This is a genomic window from Capnocytophaga leadbetteri, assembly GCF_003054025.1.
In the GTDB taxonomy this organism is placed as follows: domain Bacteria; phylum Bacteroidota; class Bacteroidia; order Flavobacteriales; family Flavobacteriaceae; genus Capnocytophaga; species Capnocytophaga leadbetteri.
Window position 1 is genome coordinate 69,040 of the sequence record NZ_QBKG01000007.1, and the last position, 17,710, is coordinate 86,749.

The following is a 17,710-nucleotide window of genomic DNA, read 5'->3' on the forward strand; positions in this document are numbered from 1 at the left end:
AATGAAAAAACGTTTTCTTACAGGAAAAAAAAAAGAAAAAATAATTTATATCTTAGTTCCTTTTTTATTTCTATATTTGCAATTCAAATAGAAATGTATTTGTATTTTAGATTTAAAAGTATTTCAATTTAATTTCTAAAAATGTTATCTTAATACTTAAATTTATTTAGGTAAATCAACAATAGATAGAGTATATAACCGAGTATTATAGCAACCTATGATTTCTATTTTATAAAAGCTGTAATATTAACAATTGGAATATTGTAGTGCAATATTTTAGAAATAAAGTTTTTTTGTATAATAAGCAAAATAGAGGTGTAAGTTAGAAAATAACAATAAATATGAAATCAAAATACCATTGTCAATTTCTGTTAGATAAAGAAAAAAACAAACCTGATGCCCGTGTACGTTATCGCATAAAGTGGCAAGGGAATATTATCGCTTTTAATATAGGGTATCGTGTAGATATAGATAAATGGAGCGAAGATACTCAACGATGTAAAGCTAATACAACACACGGAAAAAAGAAAGTTCCTGCCAATATAATTAATAGGAAGTTGCAACAATTTGAACAAGCCTGTGAAGATGCTATAAAATATTTTGAAGTACAAAATGTAATACCAACTAAAGAGGAGTTCCAATCTGTTTTTAATTCTAATGTTGGAAGGGAGAAAAAAGTAGTATTAGAAAAATCATTTTTTCAATATTATGATGATTTTATGGCTGAGGAAGGGACTTTTAATCAGTGGACAGCTGGCACCAAAAAGAAACTTCGCGTTATAAAAAAACATTTATTTAATTTTAACCCTAAACTTACGTTTGAAAAATTTACCGAAGAAAAATTAGTTGAATATCTTAGTTATTTACAAGGAGAACTAAAATTTAAGAATGCTACTGTTACAAAAAATATATCCTTTGTGAAATGGTTTTTACGATGGAGTTATAAGAAAGGATATAATACTAACACTTTCTTTGAGAGCTTTAAACCTAAGTTAAAAAACACTCAAAAAAAGATTATCTTCTTAACTCCTACAGAGTTTAAACATTTTAGAGAATATCAAATCCCTCAGCAAAAGAAATACCTTGAAAGGGTGCGTGATGTATTCTTGTTTCAATGTTTTACAGGACTACGTTATTCAGATGTTGAAAACCTAAAGAAAAATGATATAAAAGATGATTTTATAGAAGTGACTACACTGAAAACAAGTGATAGTTTAAAAATAGAATTAAATCAATATAGTAGGGCTATTTTAGATAAATATAAAGACTATAAGGACTGCAAAGGAAGAGCTTTACCTGTCATTACTAATCAAAGAATGAATGAGTACCTAAAAGAACTAGCTGAACTAGCAGGTATTAATGAATTAATTCGAGAGACCTATTATATAGGAAACGAACGCTTTGATGAAGTAACTCCTAAATATGCATTGATAGGTACGCATGCAGGAAGACGTACATTTATCTGTAATGCACTTTCATTAGGTATACCACCTCAAGTAGTAATGAAATGGACAGGACATAGTGATTATAAAGCTATGAAACCCTATATTGATATAGCCGATGAAACTAAAGCTAATGCAATGTCAAAATTTAATTTATTATAGTATTTATTTTAGTCCCATATTAAAAAAGTAGGGACTAAAAATACTTGTGTTCATTGTTGTTTATTAATCTTTATTGATATTTTATTTTTTGTAACTTACTGAAAATTAGATATTTTGTATTTTATTAAACCTTATTGATATTGAGAACAAGTCCCATCTTCTCCACAAATAAGGGACTAAATATTGCATTTAGTCCCTTATTTTTATACTATAAATCTTGCTATTAATTATTTATCAGCCTTGCTAATTGCTCTGTTAAGGCTTTTCGGCTGTATCGTTCTATGCCTTGGGGAGTTGTGCTAAGGGTGCCTGCCTTAAACTGTTTGTAATAAGCCTCTAATTGTTGTTTCAGCAGGGTTTTATCCTCATAGCTTACAAAGGTGCCGGTCTGTGTTTCTGTAAGTATAGGGGTCACATCCCAGTCCTTAGGGCCTATGGCTATAATGGGTCTCCCCGAAACTATATATTCAAATAGCTTACCGGCTATAATCCCCTGAGTGTCTTCCGAATCTATCTCTATGAGTAGCAGTACCTGCGAGGATTTCTGCAATTGTACAGCCTGCTGATGACTTATGTATCCCTTATAAGTATAATAGGGGGTAAGCCCCTGATTATGAATTTCCTCTTCTATCTCTTCACTTACCTTACCTGCAAAACAGAGGCTAAAATCTTCAGCAAAATGGGGTACTTCACGCACCATTTCAGCCAATACTTTCCATAGTATTTTGGGATTTCTGTCAGATAATAGCGAACCTATATGGGCGATAAGAAACTTTTCTGATAGGGGAGGGGTTACCGTTGTTTCAAGGTCATAACCATTGGTAATCACCGTTATAGGGGTATCAGTCAGCTTCTGAAAATCTCTTTTAGTCTTAAAACTAGTCGTTATTATTTTGTCTGAGAGTTGTAGCACTTCCTTTTCCCAATAATGCTGACGTGCATCAGCCCATCGGGTTAGCCGCAAGTCTTTGTAATAACCAATAGTAGTCCAAGGGTCACGAAAGTCGCTAATCCACTGCAAATAAGGTAATTGTTTCTTTAGTTGGTAACCTATTAAGTGCACGCTATGGGGGGGCGAAGTGGTAATAATCGTTTCTATATGCTGTTCGCGTATGTAAGCAGCGAGATATTTCACTGAGGGTTTTACCCAAAACTTGCGCGCATCGGGTATAAACAGATTGCCACGTATCCACAGCATCAGCTTTTCTAATACCGATACTTTCTTGCGAGGTATAATACCAGCGCTAATTTTTTGGGTTTTCTTCTTAGAAAAGAGCGATGCTAAGCCGTAAGGCTCCCATATAGGCTGCTTGATAATTTGTAGGTCTTCCGGCAGATCATCTGCTATAGCCTCATCAATAAGCGGATAAGTAGGATTTTCAGGAGTGTATATTATAGGCTCAATGCCAAAGTCGCGCAAATATTTGGCAAACTTCAGCCATCGTTGTACTCCAGGGCCACCTGCAGGTTTCCAGTAGTAAGTTATGATTAATACTTTTTTCATATATGCTATTAAGGCAAAGCCCTCTTTTCTACTTCACTATTTTACATAATATACATTATAGATTAATCGTAGATAGCCCGAAATTAGGCTGAACAGCTTGCTGCCTTAAGTTAATCTTTAATTAATAACCCCGCTGCCTATAAGTTCATCATCAGTATACCACGCCGCAAATTGTCCTTCAGTGATAGCGCTTTGCGGTTCCTCAAAGTGTATGTACAAGCCATTAGGAGCGCGGTATAACACAGCCCGTTGTAGCGGTTGTCTGTAGCGTATCCTTACCATATACGTAGCTGTTTTTCCTTCTTTAAGGGCTAAATCTTCGCGTATCCAATGAATGTCAGATTCAGCTATAAACAAAGCATTGCGAAACAACCCGCGATGTGCGTGCCCTTGTCCTGTATAGATAATATTTTCATCTATATCTGTCTCAATAACGAATAGTGGTTCTTTGGTGCCACCAACATTCAGCCCTTTGCGTTGCCCTTTAGTAAAATAATGGGCTCCTGAGTGGGTACCTACTTTTTTGCCGTCTTCTCGCTTATACACAAAGCGTTGCGATTGGTATTTCAATTCGCCCTCGTAAGTATCAAAAGCTCGTGGACGGTCAAAAGCAGCATAACCTTCCCAGTCGTTAGGTATTTCTATAATGTCGCCTTCTTTGGGCTGTAGTTTTTGCTGTAGAAATTCTGGCAAACGTACTTTTCCTACAAAGCATAGTCCTTGCGAATCTTTCTTATCTGCAGTTACTAAGTCTTGTGCTTTAGCGATAGCTCTCACCTCCGATTTTTGCAGTTCTCCTATCGGGAAAAGTGCCTTACTTAGCTGTTCCTGAGAGAGTTGGCATAAAAAATACGATTGGTCTTTGTTAGCGTCTTTACCCGCTAATAGTCGGTATATGGGCTGTCCATTTACACTGATTTCTTCTTTTCGGCAATAATGCCCTGTAGCCACATAGTCAGCCCCTAAGCTAAGGGCGAGTTTCATAAATACGTCGAATTTTATTTCGCGGTTGCACAGCACATCAGGGTTCGGAGTCCTGCCGTGCTCATACTCGTTAAACATATAGTCCACAATGCGTGCTTTATAGGGCTCACTCATATCCACTGTCTGAAAAGGGATACCCAATTTCTCAGCTACCAACAGGGCATCGTTACTATCTTCTAACCAAGGACATTCATCCGAAATGGTTACCGAATCATCGTGCCAATTCTTCATAAAGAGCCCAATCACTTCATAACCTTGCTCTTTAAGCAGATACGCCGCCACACTACTGTCCACCCCTCCACTAAGTCCTACTACTACTCTTTTCATATTTTTTATTTTAATTATTTACGTCCTCTAATTTCCTAATCGTCAAATCGTCAAATCGCCAAATTATCTCTTGTTTTTCTTTCTATAAAAATACCCCGACAATAACATCACTATCACTAATGCTAAAAGCGGATATAAGAAAACCTTTATTTGCCAAGCTCGGGCACTTTCAGCTACTTTTTCCTTGTCTAAAAATGCCAATTGTACTTTCTTGTTGCGCAATGTCAAAAACTCGGTATCGTCTAACAGATAGTTCATGGCATTTTGCAGAAAAGCCTTATTGTCATAGTATTTACTTGTCCAACGGTCAAAACCGAGTTCTAAAGGCATTTTGTGCTGACTGTCAAAATCGTTCTTAATAATATCGCCGTCCGATACCACTATCATTTTAGTAGGGCGACTTAGGGTCGCGTTTTCTTTCAGTTCTAATGGGCGTACCCTGTCTTTATACATCGATTTGAACTCCCCTTCTAATAGCACAGCCAAAGGAATATTGCCCTTTTTGTAAAGCTCTTTGTTCATCGCTTTTGGGTCTATACGCAAGTTGATTTCGCGCGGCGTGCCATCAGCTTTAGAGAAAGGCGAACTACTGAGCAGTACCGTCTTTTTCACCCCGTTTTTAAGTGTGTCTATACCGTTGGCAAACTGTAGCCTTACAGCATCTAAATTACTGTTTATTAAGTGGTTGTTACTCGATAGCACCATAGGATTATACACCCAAGGGATATTCATATACCGCGATTGCGAGCCATCTCCTGTAGCCACTACTATTTCAGAAAAATAAAGGTCGTTTATTAAGGTGTAATTGAGGCGAAAACCGTACTGAAAAAACATATCAGTAAGGTTTAGGTCAAGAGGCATTGCCATAGTCACCCCACCTGTTTTGTACATATCTTCTAATGATACATTCACTTGGTCTATTAGCCATAGCACTCGCCCTCCGTTCATTATATATTGGTCTATTACCTGCTTTTGTTCGTCCGAAAAAGGACTTGTAGGCTTAGCTACCAATAGCAAGTCAAACTTTTCTAAATCTTTTAGGGTCTTTTCGGCATTAGTAGCCACCGAATCGAGTGTAAAAGGGGCAATAAAGTAGTATTCGCGTGCTGTTTTTAGGAAATCGTATAGATAAACGTCCTCCAAAGTCCCATTACTTCTTAGTATAGCTATCTTTTTTTGCTTTTTTACAGTGAATTTGTGTAGAGCATCAGTCAAGTTGTACTCTAATCGCTGTACCGAGTTCTGCACTCGCTCTTGGTCAGTAGTGCCAAGTTTGTCGATAAATAGGCGTACTTTTTCTACTCGCTTGCCATCGCTTATTACAGCCCAAGGGAATATATATTCTACTGACGATTTACCGGCTTCTGTTTGTGCTATCTGCAGCGGTTGCAGTCCGTTATTTATAAGGTTTTGTATAGCAGCATCAGCGTTGGGTTCATCTTCAAGCGGATTCACGAAATTCACGATTAAGTGGTCATTAGCAGCCGTATATTCCTCTAATAGCTGTATCGCCTCAGTCTGTAGTTTTTTAAATTCAGTAGGAATATTACCCTTCAGCAGCACATCTATTACTAAAGGTTGCTGTATTTGGCTTAGGGTCTTGCGCGTAGTTTCCGATAGGGTATAACGCTTGTCTTGTGTTAGGTCGATACGGCTGTGCCATTGTTGGGCTATATAGTTGATAACCAGTAGCAAAAGTAGTGCCCCCCCTACCCTACTGAACGTATTATTAAAGTATCTTTTCATCGTTTATAGGCTTTGAGTGATAAGGTAGTGAGATATATAAAAAATAGTATAATAGACAAAAAATAGATAATATTACGAGTGTCAAGTACCCCACGCGAAATAGCGTCAAAATGCACTTGCAGCCCATAACCCGTAGCATCAGGCAGCAGCAAACTTAGCAATTGGTCAAAGCCAAAGAAGAAAAAGAAGCACAAAAAGGCAGCCAGTACAAACGATACCATCTGGCTGCTACCAATAGCTGAAGCCCATAGCCCTATAGCGGCAAAAGTAGCGATAAGCAAGAACAGAGCGATATACGAGCCTACTGTCTCAGCGATACCCAAATTACCCACAGGATTACCCAACACCCATAGCATATATACGAAAATTACAGAAGGTAATAAGGTGATAAAGAGCAAAAAGAGAACGCCCAAATACTTACCGAGTACTATTTGCAGGGTGCTAACAGGTTTAGTGAAGAGCAGAGATAGCATACCACTGCGTTTTTCTTCAGAAATACTGCGCATCGTCAGGGCAGGTACTAAGAAAACGAACAGCCACGATGAGAGGCGAAAAAAGGGTAGTAAGTCAGCAAACCCAGCGTTAAAAAGGTTATAATCAGTTTTGAAAACACATAAGAACAGCCCGTTAAGCACTACGAATAGCCCTATAATGGTGAGCCCAATAGCCGAAGTAAAAAAATAACGGACTTCTTTTTTGAATAATGCATACATAGTTATCAATATTCTATTGCGCTGCAAAAGTAGTAATTAATTGGCAAATGAGCAAATTTACTCATTTTCCAATTGGCTAATTTGCTCATTTGCTAATTTACTCCAGCCTTCCCAATCTCTTTCTCAGAAAATTTTTCTATTTACACCTACCCTTTACTTTAGATATAGGAAAGATACAAGAAGAGCGAACAATTAGCGAAAGATGAGCGAAGTATAAACGTCTAATTATCCTCCCCAAACCAGAAAAATATGCTACCTCCACCCTATTTACCCTATCCTCTCAAACTTCTCAATTCTCTCAGCCCTCCCATTAACCTAAGTAGCAAATCAGCAAATCGACAAATTTCCTAATTAAAATTTGGTACTTTCAAAAAAATGTAATACATTTGCCACTCGAAATACGTATAAAACAAGGTTAAAATTACAAAACAATATGAAAAAACCATTATTAATTGCTGCTTCTCTACTTATTTCAGTAGCAGCTTTCGCACAGAAAAAAGAACTCAAAGAGATTGAAAAACAAATCCGTAAAGGCGATTTAACTACTGCTCAAGCTGGCTTAAAATCCCTAAAAACAGCGGTAGAAGGTACCGAGTTTGCTCCTCAGTACTACTTCTTAGAAGCGCAAGCCAATGTTGAAATGGCTAAGAAAAATACCAATGTAATAGGCTCTTTACAAGCAGCAGGGCAAGCATTTACTAAAGTAAGACAACTCGAAGGTGGTAAAGGTAAATACACCTCTCAGCTAAAAGAATTGTCTAATGATGTTATCAATATCGCTGCCAAACAAGCTGACCAAAACTACAAAAGCAAAAACTATAAGAATGCTGCTATCGCTTTCGAGCAAGTATACCGTTTAAGCCCTCAAGATACTGTTTTCTTATACAATGCTGCTGTAGTATCTGTAGAAGGTAAAGATTATGACAAGGCTGTAAAACTCTATACAGAGCTTAAAGATTTAGGATACGATGGTAGCGAAACCCTTTATATTGCTACTAATAAGCAAACTAAAAAAGAAGAAACTTTCGGTGATAAAAACCAACGCGACCTAATGGTGAAAGCCAATACACACGAAAAACCACGTACCGAAAAAACACCTTCTAAACGCGCTGACATCGTTAAGAATATTGCGTTTATCTACGTAGAGCAACACAAAACTGAAGACGCTATCAAAGCTTTCGAAGATGCTAAAAAAGCATATCCAAAAGATGCTAACATCATCCTTGCAGAAGCTAACGTATACTTGCAATTAGATAATAAAGACAAGTTCAAAGAACTAATGCAAGAAGCTGCACAGCTCGACCCTAATAATGCTGACTTACACTATAATATAGGTGTTATCAATATGCAACAAGGCAACGTACTCGAAGCGCGTAAGGCTTTTGAACAAGCTCTAAAAATTAAACCAAGCTATGCCGATGCAGCCCTCAATATTTCAACTACTTATATCAACGAAGGTAACGGACTTATTGAGAAAATGAATGCTTTAGGTAATTCTACTGCTGACATTAAGAAGTTCAATGAGTTACGCGACCAAAAAGATGATTTGTTCAAAAAAGGTGCTGAAATATTAGAGAATTTCACTAAATCTAACGGAAATGTAGAAAATATCTTAGAGCAACTTAAGAATATCTATGGTGCTTTAGGCGATAGCGCTAACTTCCAACGTGTTAAAAAATTATTAGGACAATAATAAATCAAAGGAATTACTATTTTAGTAATACCTAAAAATAAAAAGTAGGAATAAACTCAATTCCTACTTTTTTTATTACAATTGTAAGAGATATGCGTTACTTTATTGAATTCTCATATAACGGCAAAAACTATCACGGCTGGCAGCTACAGCCCAAGGCTATCACTGTGCAAGGGGTACTGCAAAACGCTCTGACTACTATTCTCAGAGAAGAAATCAGTGTGATAGGTGCAGGTCGTACCGATAGCGGTGTACACGCCTTGCAGATGTTCGCTCATTTTGATACTGAACGCGAACTTTCTGATGATTTAGTGCGGAAACTCAATGCTTTCTTGCCGTATGATATAGCAGTACATAGCATTCGTGCGGTAAAAACCGATGCTCACGCCCGTTTTGATGCTCTAAAGCGCACCTATCAATACCATATAAGCATTGAAAAATCGCCTTTTAGGTATGATTACAGTATGCCTCTCACTCTCCCTCTCAATGTCGATGTGATGAATGAGGCTGCCCAAATACTTTTTGACTATACTGACTTTCAGTGTTTTTCTAAAACCCATACCGATGTAAAGACGTTTAATTGTAAAATCTATGAAGCTCATTGGGTAAAGGTAGAGGGTGAACTTGTATTTACCATTACGGCCGATCGTTTTCTGCGCAATATGGTGCGTGCTATCGTGGGTACACTTATCAATGTCGGATTACAAAAGCTCTCTCTCACTGGTTTTGAGGATATTATCATCAGCAAAAGCCGTAGCAAGGCGGGAGCCTCAGTACCTGCTTGTGGACTGTTCCTCGCTCAAGTAACCTACCCAGAAGAGATCTTCTTACAAAAAAGTAACTAAATATTAGCATTATTCAACTAAAATGAGTACTTTTGCAAACTTTTAAGAAAATTATATAGAAATGAAATATCTACAGAACAAATATCTGAAATTAGTAGTAGCTGCCCTTATAGTAGTTTGGGCTGTATATCAGTTTGTACAAGGCAATATAGGCAATGGTATCGCCTTGATATTGTTATCACTTTTCCCTATATTGCTCTATTTTCGCAACGAGTTTATTCTTCTCACTTTCTTGCGCTTGCGCAAACAAGATTTTGAAGGAATGGAAAAATGGCTTAGCAAAATAGTTGATCCTGAAACTGCCTTATTGCGCAAACAGCAGGGGTATTACAACTATATGTACGGAGTTATCTACACTCGCAAGAACCTTACCCAAGCTGAAAAGTACTTCCGCAAAGCGCTCCAATTAGGTCTCACTATGGATTACGACAAGGCAATGGTTAAGATGAGTTTAGCCGGCATAATGATTCAGAAACGCAAAAAGCGTGAAGCCCAAGAACTACTAACAGAAGCTAAAAAGCTCGACAAACAAAATATGATGACTGAGCAAATCAAGATGTTACAACAACAACTCAAAAAGATTTAAATGAAAAAGTGGTTAGCACCTATATCGGTACTTAACCACTTTTTCATTTTCTTATTAGTTAAATCAGCAAATCGCCTCATTGACAAATCAAATATACTACTTTCTTTGTCTCAAAAAAAGATTCCTCAAAATACTCACTAATAGCAGTTACCTCTGCTTTAGGGAATGGAGCCAACTCATTAGTAAGGTCGCCTCCTTTCAAGTAGAGGATACCATTAGCTAACTCATTCTTCGATTGCTTCTTAAACTTCCCTTTCACCCAAGGCACAAAGTCCTGCATTTGGGTTACGGCTCTGCTTACTACGAAATCATAACTGCCTTTTAGCTCCTCAGCTCTTATCTGCATAGCAGTTACATTTTTTAGTCCCAAGGCATTTACTACTTCTTGCACTACTTTAATCTTCTTTCCTATCGAATCAACCAAAGTGAAATTGCATTCAGGGAAAAGTACTGCTAAAGGTATCCCAGGGAAGCCCCCACCAGTCCCCACATCCAATATATCAGTACCTTTGCAGAAGTTAATTCGTTTAGCTATAGCTAAGCTGTGTAGCACGTGCCGCTCATAAAAGTCACTCATATCTTTTCTCGAGATGACATTTATTTTAGCATTCCATTCCTCGTAAAGAGGTTTAAGTTGTGCAAATTGTCGTTGTTGTTCCTCACTCAATTGAGGAAAGTATTTATTGATTATTTCCATATTTGCTATATATTATTTTTGTTCCTTTCCTAAAAGCATTTCCATTCCAGAAACAGAACGAGTAAAAATCAAATAATCACTACCTCCTTCTTGTAGGTGATACTTTTTCTTTAGCTCAGCTACCGAAAGCGGGTAGTTCTTGGCTATAATATTATAATGGCTTTTTGCCTTTATCTGTTTATGATGAATCGGTGTTACCTCCAAAATACGCCCAGGGAAAGGCTTCTTCAGTTCTGTAGAGGTGTATAAGTGAGTATTTATATCTAGTTTTTCTAATCCAAAATACATTGCTATATAGTTAAACGCCCCTGATTTTAGCAAAGCGTTGTTAGGAATATACAAATAACTCTTTGGGCTACTATAATTCACTTCTGATGCTGATAATTCTCTATTTGTAAATGAGAGAATTGGGTCTTCACTTTCCAAATTTACACATCTTATCACTACTTTATCAATAACGCTGTGTGACTCTTGTATAACTAACACTTCTTTTACCTCATTGCGCAGGGCTATTACTTCTATACGCACTACCTTGTTAAGGGTATTAAGTAAGTAGTGTATATCAATTAGTGGGGAAAGCTTAGTAATCACCTTGTCAGCTTTTTCTAATAATAAAGACTGCAACTCCAAAATATTAGGTGATAGCTCTTCTAACAGAAACTTCTTTTGTTGCTGTGCATCGCGTCTGGCTGGGTCTAGATAGAGAACATCATAGTGTTGAGATGCATCTGCTAAGAACGCTTCAGCCTTTTTATTTACAAAAGTAGCCTTACGCCCTAATACTTCCCAATTATGCTGCACAATACTGAGCAATTCAGATTGCTCTTCTACTAAAGTTACCTCCTCAAACTGCTCTGATAAAAAATAAGCATCAATACCAAAACCACAAGTAAGGTCTGCAAAACGTTTTCCGTGTAACTCTTGTGCTTTATAACGAGCGGTAGCTTCAGAAGAGGCTTGTTCTAAACTTAAATTTTTAGGATAAATAATTCCTTCTCGTAGTAAAAAAGGCAATTTCTTAACAGCCACTCGTCTACCTTGTATTTGTTGTACTAACTCTTTGTTGGTTACTTCTGTAAACACATTACTCTTTAACAGTAAATCAGTGGTAACTCCTTGATATTCTTTTATAAATAGCTGTATTTCATTTTTTAATAAATCAGTAAATGTACTCATTTGTCAGTCTTTATTTGCCATTTGTAATCTTATTATAACCATTTCTTCCGCCTAAAATAGACTATCATCGCTAATGAAATAGCAAGCATTACTACCCATACAGCAGGGTATGCCCACCACCATCGCAGCTCTGGCATAAAGTCAAAATTCATACCATATACGCCCACAATAAAGGTAAGCGGAATAAAAATTGTAGAAATAAGGGTTAGCAAACGCATAATATTGTTCATCTTATTGCTCATTGCCCCCATATAGGTATCTGTAAGACCCCAAAGTATATCCCGATAAGTGCTGAGAGTATCTACTATTTGCACAGTATGGTCGTGGAGGTCTCGAAAATAATGCTTAGTATCAGCCTCTATAAGATGATGAGGCGTTTTTTCTATGCGATTTACTACCTCTCTTGCCGGAATGATAGTCCGTTGCAAAAATACAATAGATTTCTTCTTCAATTCTTGTATTTCTGATATCATCTCTTCACGCGGGTGGGTGATAATCTCATCTTCTAATGCTTCTATCTTATCACTCACACTGTCCGACACTACTAAATAGTTATCTATTATACTATCTAATAAGCTGAATAACAGATAGTCCATTTTCTTTTTTCGCAGACTGCTATCAGCAAACTGTAATCGTTTGCGCACAGGCTCAAACACATCATCACCTTCACTTTCCTGAAAAGAAATTAAATAGTTTTTACCGAGCAATAAGGCTAAATGCTCTGATACCAATTCCTCTTTGCTATAGTATAACATCTTGATAATCACTAATAAACTATCTTCCAAAAGCTCTACTTTGGGGCGATGCTCTGTGTCTAATATATCTTCTAATAGCAGGTCGTTTAGTTGGGTATAAGCTCCAATCTTTTTAATTTCAGCTATATTGTTCAGTCCGTTGATATTTATCCACGTGAAGTGTTGCCCATCAATACAAGCAATAGCCTCTTCTGTAGTACTCACTTTTTTAGTCTGACAGAAAGCCTCGTTATAAGTGATAACATCTATATGAATTTCTTTTTCTTTGTTGCCAAAATACACCAAACTTCCAGCAGGTAATCCGACCTTCTTAGCACGATTAGTTCTGCGTTTTTTCTTAGTGGTAGCAGTAATATTTTTACCCATATATTATTATTGTATTAAAATACTGGTTATAAAACATTTATATAAATATTTTAAAGTGATAATATAAGTAATAAAACCTATATGAAATAGTTACTAATCTTTATTTACAGTCCTTTCGTTTCCTCAAAATACTATATAAACAACTGATTATCAATATAATTTAACTATATTTACTACAGAATAAAGGTTATAAACAGATATACCATTAAACAAACACTTTATATTTTTATCGTAAAACACTTTATTTCAGTGTAATATATTTATAAAATATTAGATACTACCTATAAAAGTATTTTACCAAAATCCTCAGAATATTTTGTAGGAATAAATTCAATAATCTGATAGGTTGCTATTTGGTGTTGATAAAAAGGATCTTGGGCAATGATAGTCTCTACCTCTCCTTTACTGCCAGCCTTACACAAAATTACACCTCCTATACGAGGTACTTGTGCGCCTGATGCAATAAAATGTCCTGAAGCGTAATGCTTGTCTAAATAAGTGCGATGTGCTTCTAAGTGTTTTTCAACCTCTGAAAGGCCTTTTTGATACGTTAAAATAATGATATACATAAATTTATTTTTATAATTACGGTGTTGTATTAGCAACTTGTAACACCTTTCCATTAAATACTTTACCACCATTGAGGGCAAAATCAGCAATATAATGCGCCATTTCTTGGGGACTAATATTAGCCTTATAGTCAGGAAAAGCCTCAGCAAGCATTTCTGTTTGTACAGCCCCTAAAGCTAAAGTATTAAAGATAATACCTCGTTCTTTATATTCTTCTGCCAAAAGCTCCGATAAGGTAATAAGAGCGCCTTTAGACGAGCTATAAGCTGCCAAACCGCCAAATTTCAAACTTCCTTGTATACCGCCCATACTGCTAATGCTTACCACGTGTGCGCCCTTCTCCATAAAGGGTAATAGTTGTCGAGTAAGTTGAGCCACCCCAAATACATTCACCTTATACACTTCCCAAAAATCCTCTTCAGTAAGCTCTTCAAAAGGTTTATTGATGAGTTTTCCAGCGTTATGAATAAGAATATCTACCTTTTGCCATTGTCGTTTCACAAAATGCCCTACTGCTTCCCTATCAGAAGCTAACGTAATATCAAAAGGAATACAATGCACATTAGGCAGATTAAGTGCCTCTATAGTAGCTTTATGCCGCGAAAGAGCTAAAATATTATGCCCTCCCGCAGCTAACTGTTGTACTAGTTCATAGCCTATGCCTCTGCTAGTACCTGTGATGATAATGTTTTTCATTTATTATTCTAAGAAGTGTGTTTTACCTACTAAGAACAAAACAAGATAACCTATTACCATACTTATTATCCCTACTATAAGTCCTAGTTTCAGCATATCGTTTTGTTTTACTAATCCCGTAGAATAAGCTATAGCATTAGGCGGCGTCGATATAGGCAAACACATCGCTGATGAGGCTGCCAAAGCTATCCCAATAAGCACTGTAGAAGTACCTCCTATTTCACCTAAGCTATCCCCCATTCCTTGACAAATAGTTACCAAAATAGGAATTAATAAGGCCGCTGCAGCCGTGTTAGAAATAAAGTTACTAAGAAGATAACAAATAAATCCTGAGGCAATCAATACTATAATAGGCGACCAAGACCCAAATGGTATGGTATCAATCGCCAATTTAGCTAATCCTGAATCCTGAATACCTAAACCTAAGGCAAAACCTCCTGCTACCATCCAGATAACGCTCCAGTTAATTGACTGTAGATCTTTAGCTGTAATCACTCCTGTTGCAGCAAAAACACCCATAGGCACTAAAGCAACAGTATTAGCATCAATACCACTCATATTACTAGGTATCAACCATAAAAGAATGGTAAGGATAAAAGTGCCACTTACTACCCACATACGCCAACCGTGATGTACTTTACCCAGAATGTGTAAGTTAATTGTTTTTTGAGTAAAAGGAAAGAATTTTAATATAAGTCGCCAAGAAATGAAAAGCAACAAAAGCACCAGAGGAAACATAAACGCCATCCATTCTCCAAAATCAATGCCCATATTTAGTCCTTTTGGGTTGTTGAGGGCTTGTAGAGCAATTGCATTAGGAGGCGTACCAATAGGGGTAGCCATACCACCCAAGTTGGCCGCAATTGGTATACTCATCGTTAGTGCTACACGCCCTTTACCACTAGCTGGTAACGCTGCAAAAACCGGAGTGAGAAAGGTGAGCATCATAGCTGCCGTAGCCGTATTACTCACAAACATCGAGAAAACCCCAGTAATAAGCAAAAAGCCCAATAGCACATTCTCACTCTTACGCCCAAACGGACGTATTAGATTTTTTGCAAGCAGGACATCTAATCCCGATTTAGTAGCAGCAATAGCCAAGAAAAAACCACCCAAAAAGAGTATAATCACAGGATTGGCAAAGGTTGCCATAATCTCCTTACTACTGAGCAGTTTTCCAAACACCTCATTTTCTTCTCCTTTAAAGAAGAACAAACTGTGGTTAGAAACCGTCAAACACATTAAAGTGATGATACCCAGTGAAGTAGCCCACGAAGGAATAGCCTCACTAATCCACATAAGGGTAGCAAATACAAAAATAGCGATAATACGCTGGTGAACCACTGTCAATCCGTTGATATGGAAAATTCCGGTAGGGAGATTCCACACCACAGCAGTTACAATCACTATACACACCAAGGCGATAAGGTGTTTTTTTTCAAAGTGATTGGTCATTACATTTTCTAATTCTTTAGACATAATATTTTGGTAAGTTTAAAATTTAATTACTCTTCAAATAGCACCGACAAAGATAGATAAAAAAGAATAACCTACCAAAGAAAAGTGATAGTTTTATTATAGGATTTTGTTGTTCCCAATAAAGATAGGTTTATATATCTATTCCTAAACGCTCACTAACAAGAAGTACAATTTCTTCTTTATCTCTTTTCTTTTCATAATCCGTACACAAATCAGCTATAATGACCTGTAATCCTCTTGCAGTTTTTCTGTGGTTACTTGCAAAGAATAAGGTATAAGTTTCAGCATCCCCTTGTTTGTATTCTTTCTTTTTTAGGACTTTTTGCAAACCTCGTATATATTTTGCTTTAGTGGCAACTTCTTTAGGTGTTAGAGGAGGAGGTACTACTTCTGTAGTTCTTCCAAGAAAAATATCAAACAATTCAAAAAACATATCTAATGCTTTTTCTCCTGTTTTGGCTTCCAACAGAAGTATACCTGACCATCCTCTACTATCATAAATAATATACCTTTTCTGTAACCAATGGTAGAAGTCAGTTAATATTTTTTCACCAGGAATTTTGGTGTTATCTCGCAACATATATCCTATTAGAAAAACGTGAAAACATTCAACATCATATTTCTCTATATACTTCTCAGGTGAAGTTCTCACAAGCTCAATTAGCTCAATCAATGTCAAAGAGTTGCTCCCTTTTTTACTGTTTTCTAAACAAAAATCACCAAAGAGTTCGAAAAACTGCTTTAAGGCATTCTCTTCTGTTTTGAAAACTGAAAACAGCAAGTTTGCCCAGTTATTAGTTTTTTCATTAGGATATATCTGTTGTAGCCAAAGATAAAAGTCGCCTAATACTTTTGTTTGTATTGCAGGGTGTGCTTCTTGCCAATCATTGAGAAATATTTCCAAAGCGAAAATACTCTTTTTGCTAATATGTAGCTCAGGGTGAGGTTCTATAAAAGCTATCAGTTCCTCTATTGATAAATCCTGAGAATGTTCAGAAAAATACTTATTATAGAATTCATCGAATAATAGGAAGAAGTAGAGCAAAGCTGTTTTTTCACTTTTCCACATAACAAAAAGCTTTTCTGCCCAATTATCAATATCCTTTGGGTATTTTTCTTGTAACCAAGGGAAAAATCCTTGTTGCAGCAATCGAAGCCCTACATCTTCCCCTTTATAGCGAAGAGTCCATCCATTGAAAAAAGTTTTGAGGTAAAATATATCATACTTCCCAATATACATTGGTGCTCGATATTTCATATATCTAAGAAGTTCTAAAGTAGTGATGTTTTTCATAATCAATAATGTTTTTATATTCCCCATAATGAAGCCTGTAATCTCTGAATATGAGGGTCTTCCACTACATCAATAATAGCTAAAATATGAGCTGGAATACGGATGTGATGAGTGAGCAATTCGTTTAATACATTTTGAAGGGCTATAAGATATTCATTATAGGTGATGAGTTCTTGGGCATTTTCAAGGGCTTTAGCGACTATTCTATTTGAGGAACACTCATTTTTTAGCTGATTAATGAATTCATTGGTAACCAACGCTATAATATCTTTCTCTGGGTGGTATATATCAATGTTTAATTCCTCTTGAATAACCGCTGCTGCTTCTTTTTCAGTAAGAGGAACTGCCCCATATATCCAATTATCGTCCCACATCTCCAACATTTCGATAACATCAAGCAACTCATCTGGCATATCCATTCCTGCTCTTAAGTTAAATTGATAGCTGTAAAGGGCTACTTTTTCTGCATTATAACCCTCTTTCCAAAGGACTTGTAAGCCTTGAATATAATACACAATGGCTTTTATTTCTTCTGAAGTCATTTTGTTATAGTTAGTTTCATTACACAAAACTACAAAATAATAAATAATTACCAAAGGGAAAAACAATAATTTTTAACCCCACCCATTCCTTACCACCACCAAACAATGAGTATAGGATGAGTGTAAGATTAGT

At 36.6% G+C, this 17,710-nt stretch carries 16 protein-coding genes; 4 read left to right on the forward strand and 12 right to left on the reverse strand.

The window, feature by feature from the left end:
- Positions 1 to 341: 341 nt before the first annotated feature.
- On the forward strand, positions 342 to 1,604 hold the full coding sequence (locus C8P65_RS07420) for a site-specific integrase (RefSeq protein ID WP_107782253.1): 1,263 nt from the start codon (positions 342 to 344) through the stop codon (positions 1,602 to 1,604).
- A 223-nt stretch (positions 1,605 to 1,827) separates the two neighbouring features.
- On the opposite strand, the gene C8P65_RS07425 is transcribed toward C8P65_RS07420, so the two are convergent.
- The 4 genes from C8P65_RS07425 to C8P65_RS07440 all read right to left on the reverse strand — a co-directional run bounded on the left by C8P65_RS07425 (position 1,828) and on the right by C8P65_RS07440 (position 6,878).
- Positions 1,828 to 3,108: a glycosyltransferase family protein gene (locus tag C8P65_RS07425; protein WP_107782254.1), complete on the reverse strand. Its 1,281-nt coding sequence runs from the start codon at positions 3,106 to 3,108 to the stop codon at positions 1,828 to 1,830.
- A gap of 117 nt (positions 3,109 to 3,225) precedes the next feature.
- Positions 3,226 to 4,419 carry a tRNA 2-thiouridine(34) synthase MnmA gene (gene mnmA, locus C8P65_RS07430; RefSeq protein ID WP_107782255.1) on the reverse strand — a complete coding sequence of 398 codons (1,194 nt, stop codon included), beginning with the start codon at positions 4,417 to 4,419 and terminating at the stop codon, positions 3,226 to 3,228.
- 63 nt (positions 4,420 to 4,482) lie between these two features.
- Positions 4,483 to 6,165, reverse strand: coding sequence for a gliding motility-associated ABC transporter substrate-binding protein GldG (gldG, locus tag C8P65_RS07435; RefSeq protein ID WP_107782256.1), 1,683 nt, complete (start codon positions 6,163 to 6,165; stop codon positions 4,483 to 4,485).
- Positions 6,162 to 6,878, reverse strand: coding sequence for an ABC transporter permease subunit (locus tag C8P65_RS07440; RefSeq protein WP_095912825.1), 717 nt, complete (start codon positions 6,876 to 6,878; stop codon positions 6,162 to 6,164). Before C8P65_RS07440 ends, gldG begins: the two co-directional genes overlap by 4 nt.
- 433 nt (positions 6,879 to 7,311) lie before the next feature.
- Between C8P65_RS07440 and C8P65_RS07445 the strand changes: the two genes are divergently transcribed.
- The 3 genes from C8P65_RS07445 (at position 7,312) to C8P65_RS07455 (ending at position 10,002) form a co-directional block, all read left to right on the forward strand.
- Positions 7,312 to 8,571, forward strand: coding sequence for a tetratricopeptide repeat protein (locus tag C8P65_RS07445; RefSeq protein WP_107782257.1), 1,260 nt, complete (start codon positions 7,312 to 7,314; stop codon positions 8,569 to 8,571).
- Between the two features lie 92 nt (positions 8,572 to 8,663).
- The gene (truA, locus tag C8P65_RS07450; protein ID WP_107782258.1) at positions 8,664 to 9,416 is read left to right on the forward strand and encodes a tRNA pseudouridine(38-40) synthase TruA; all 753 of its coding nucleotides are present in this window, start codon (positions 8,664 to 8,666) and stop codon (positions 9,414 to 9,416) included.
- A gap of 61 nt (positions 9,417 to 9,477) precedes the next feature.
- Positions 9,478 to 10,002, forward strand: a complete 525-nt coding sequence (locus tag C8P65_RS07455; RefSeq protein ID WP_107782259.1) for a tetratricopeptide repeat protein — start codon at positions 9,478 to 9,480, stop codon at positions 10,000 to 10,002.
- Positions 10,003 to 10,078: 76 nt separating this feature from the next.
- Here the strand turns inward: C8P65_RS07455 and rsmG are convergent, their stop codons facing one another.
- From rsmG to C8P65_RS07495, 8 genes are all read right to left on the reverse strand, one after another.
- Complete coding sequence (gene rsmG / locus C8P65_RS07460; protein ID WP_107782260.1) at positions 10,079 to 10,699, reverse strand: 16S rRNA (guanine(527)-N(7))-methyltransferase RsmG; 621 nt, start codon at positions 10,697 to 10,699, stop codon at positions 10,079 to 10,081.
- 12 nt (positions 10,700 to 10,711) lie between these two features.
- The gene (locus tag C8P65_RS07465) at positions 10,712 to 11,875 is read right to left on the reverse strand and encodes a class I SAM-dependent methyltransferase (RefSeq protein WP_107782261.1); all 1,164 of its coding nucleotides are present in this window, start codon (positions 11,873 to 11,875) and stop codon (positions 10,712 to 10,714) included.
- 32 nt (positions 11,876 to 11,907) lie between these two features.
- A complete protein-coding gene (gene corA, locus C8P65_RS07470; protein ID WP_107782262.1) occupies positions 11,908 to 12,996 on the reverse strand; it encodes a magnesium/cobalt transporter CorA in 1,089 nt (362 codons plus the stop codon).
- Between the two features lie 281 nt (positions 12,997 to 13,277).
- Positions 13,278 to 13,565, reverse strand: coding sequence for a YciI family protein (locus C8P65_RS07475; RefSeq protein ID WP_107782304.1), 288 nt, complete (start codon positions 13,563 to 13,565; stop codon positions 13,278 to 13,280).
- A 16-nt stretch (positions 13,566 to 13,581) separates the two neighbouring features.
- Positions 13,582 to 14,262, reverse strand: coding sequence for an SDR family NAD(P)-dependent oxidoreductase (locus C8P65_RS07480; RefSeq protein ID WP_107782263.1), 681 nt, complete (start codon positions 14,260 to 14,262; stop codon positions 13,582 to 13,584).
- A gap of 3 nt (positions 14,263 to 14,265) precedes the next feature.
- On the reverse strand, positions 14,266 to 15,741 hold the full coding sequence (locus C8P65_RS07485; protein ID WP_107782264.1) for an SLC13 family permease: 1,476 nt from the start codon (positions 15,739 to 15,741) through the stop codon (positions 14,266 to 14,268).
- Positions 15,742 to 15,871: 130 nt separating this feature from the next.
- Entirely contained in the window at positions 15,872 to 17,035 is a 1,164-nt protein-coding gene (locus C8P65_RS07490; protein ID WP_245887367.1) for a hypothetical protein, read from the reverse strand.
- A 14-nt stretch (positions 17,036 to 17,049) separates the two neighbouring features.
- Positions 17,050 to 17,577: a hypothetical protein gene (locus tag C8P65_RS07495; protein ID WP_107782266.1), complete on the reverse strand. Its 528-nt coding sequence runs from the start codon at positions 17,575 to 17,577 to the stop codon at positions 17,050 to 17,052.
- Between the last annotated feature and the right edge of the window lie 133 nt (positions 17,578 to 17,710).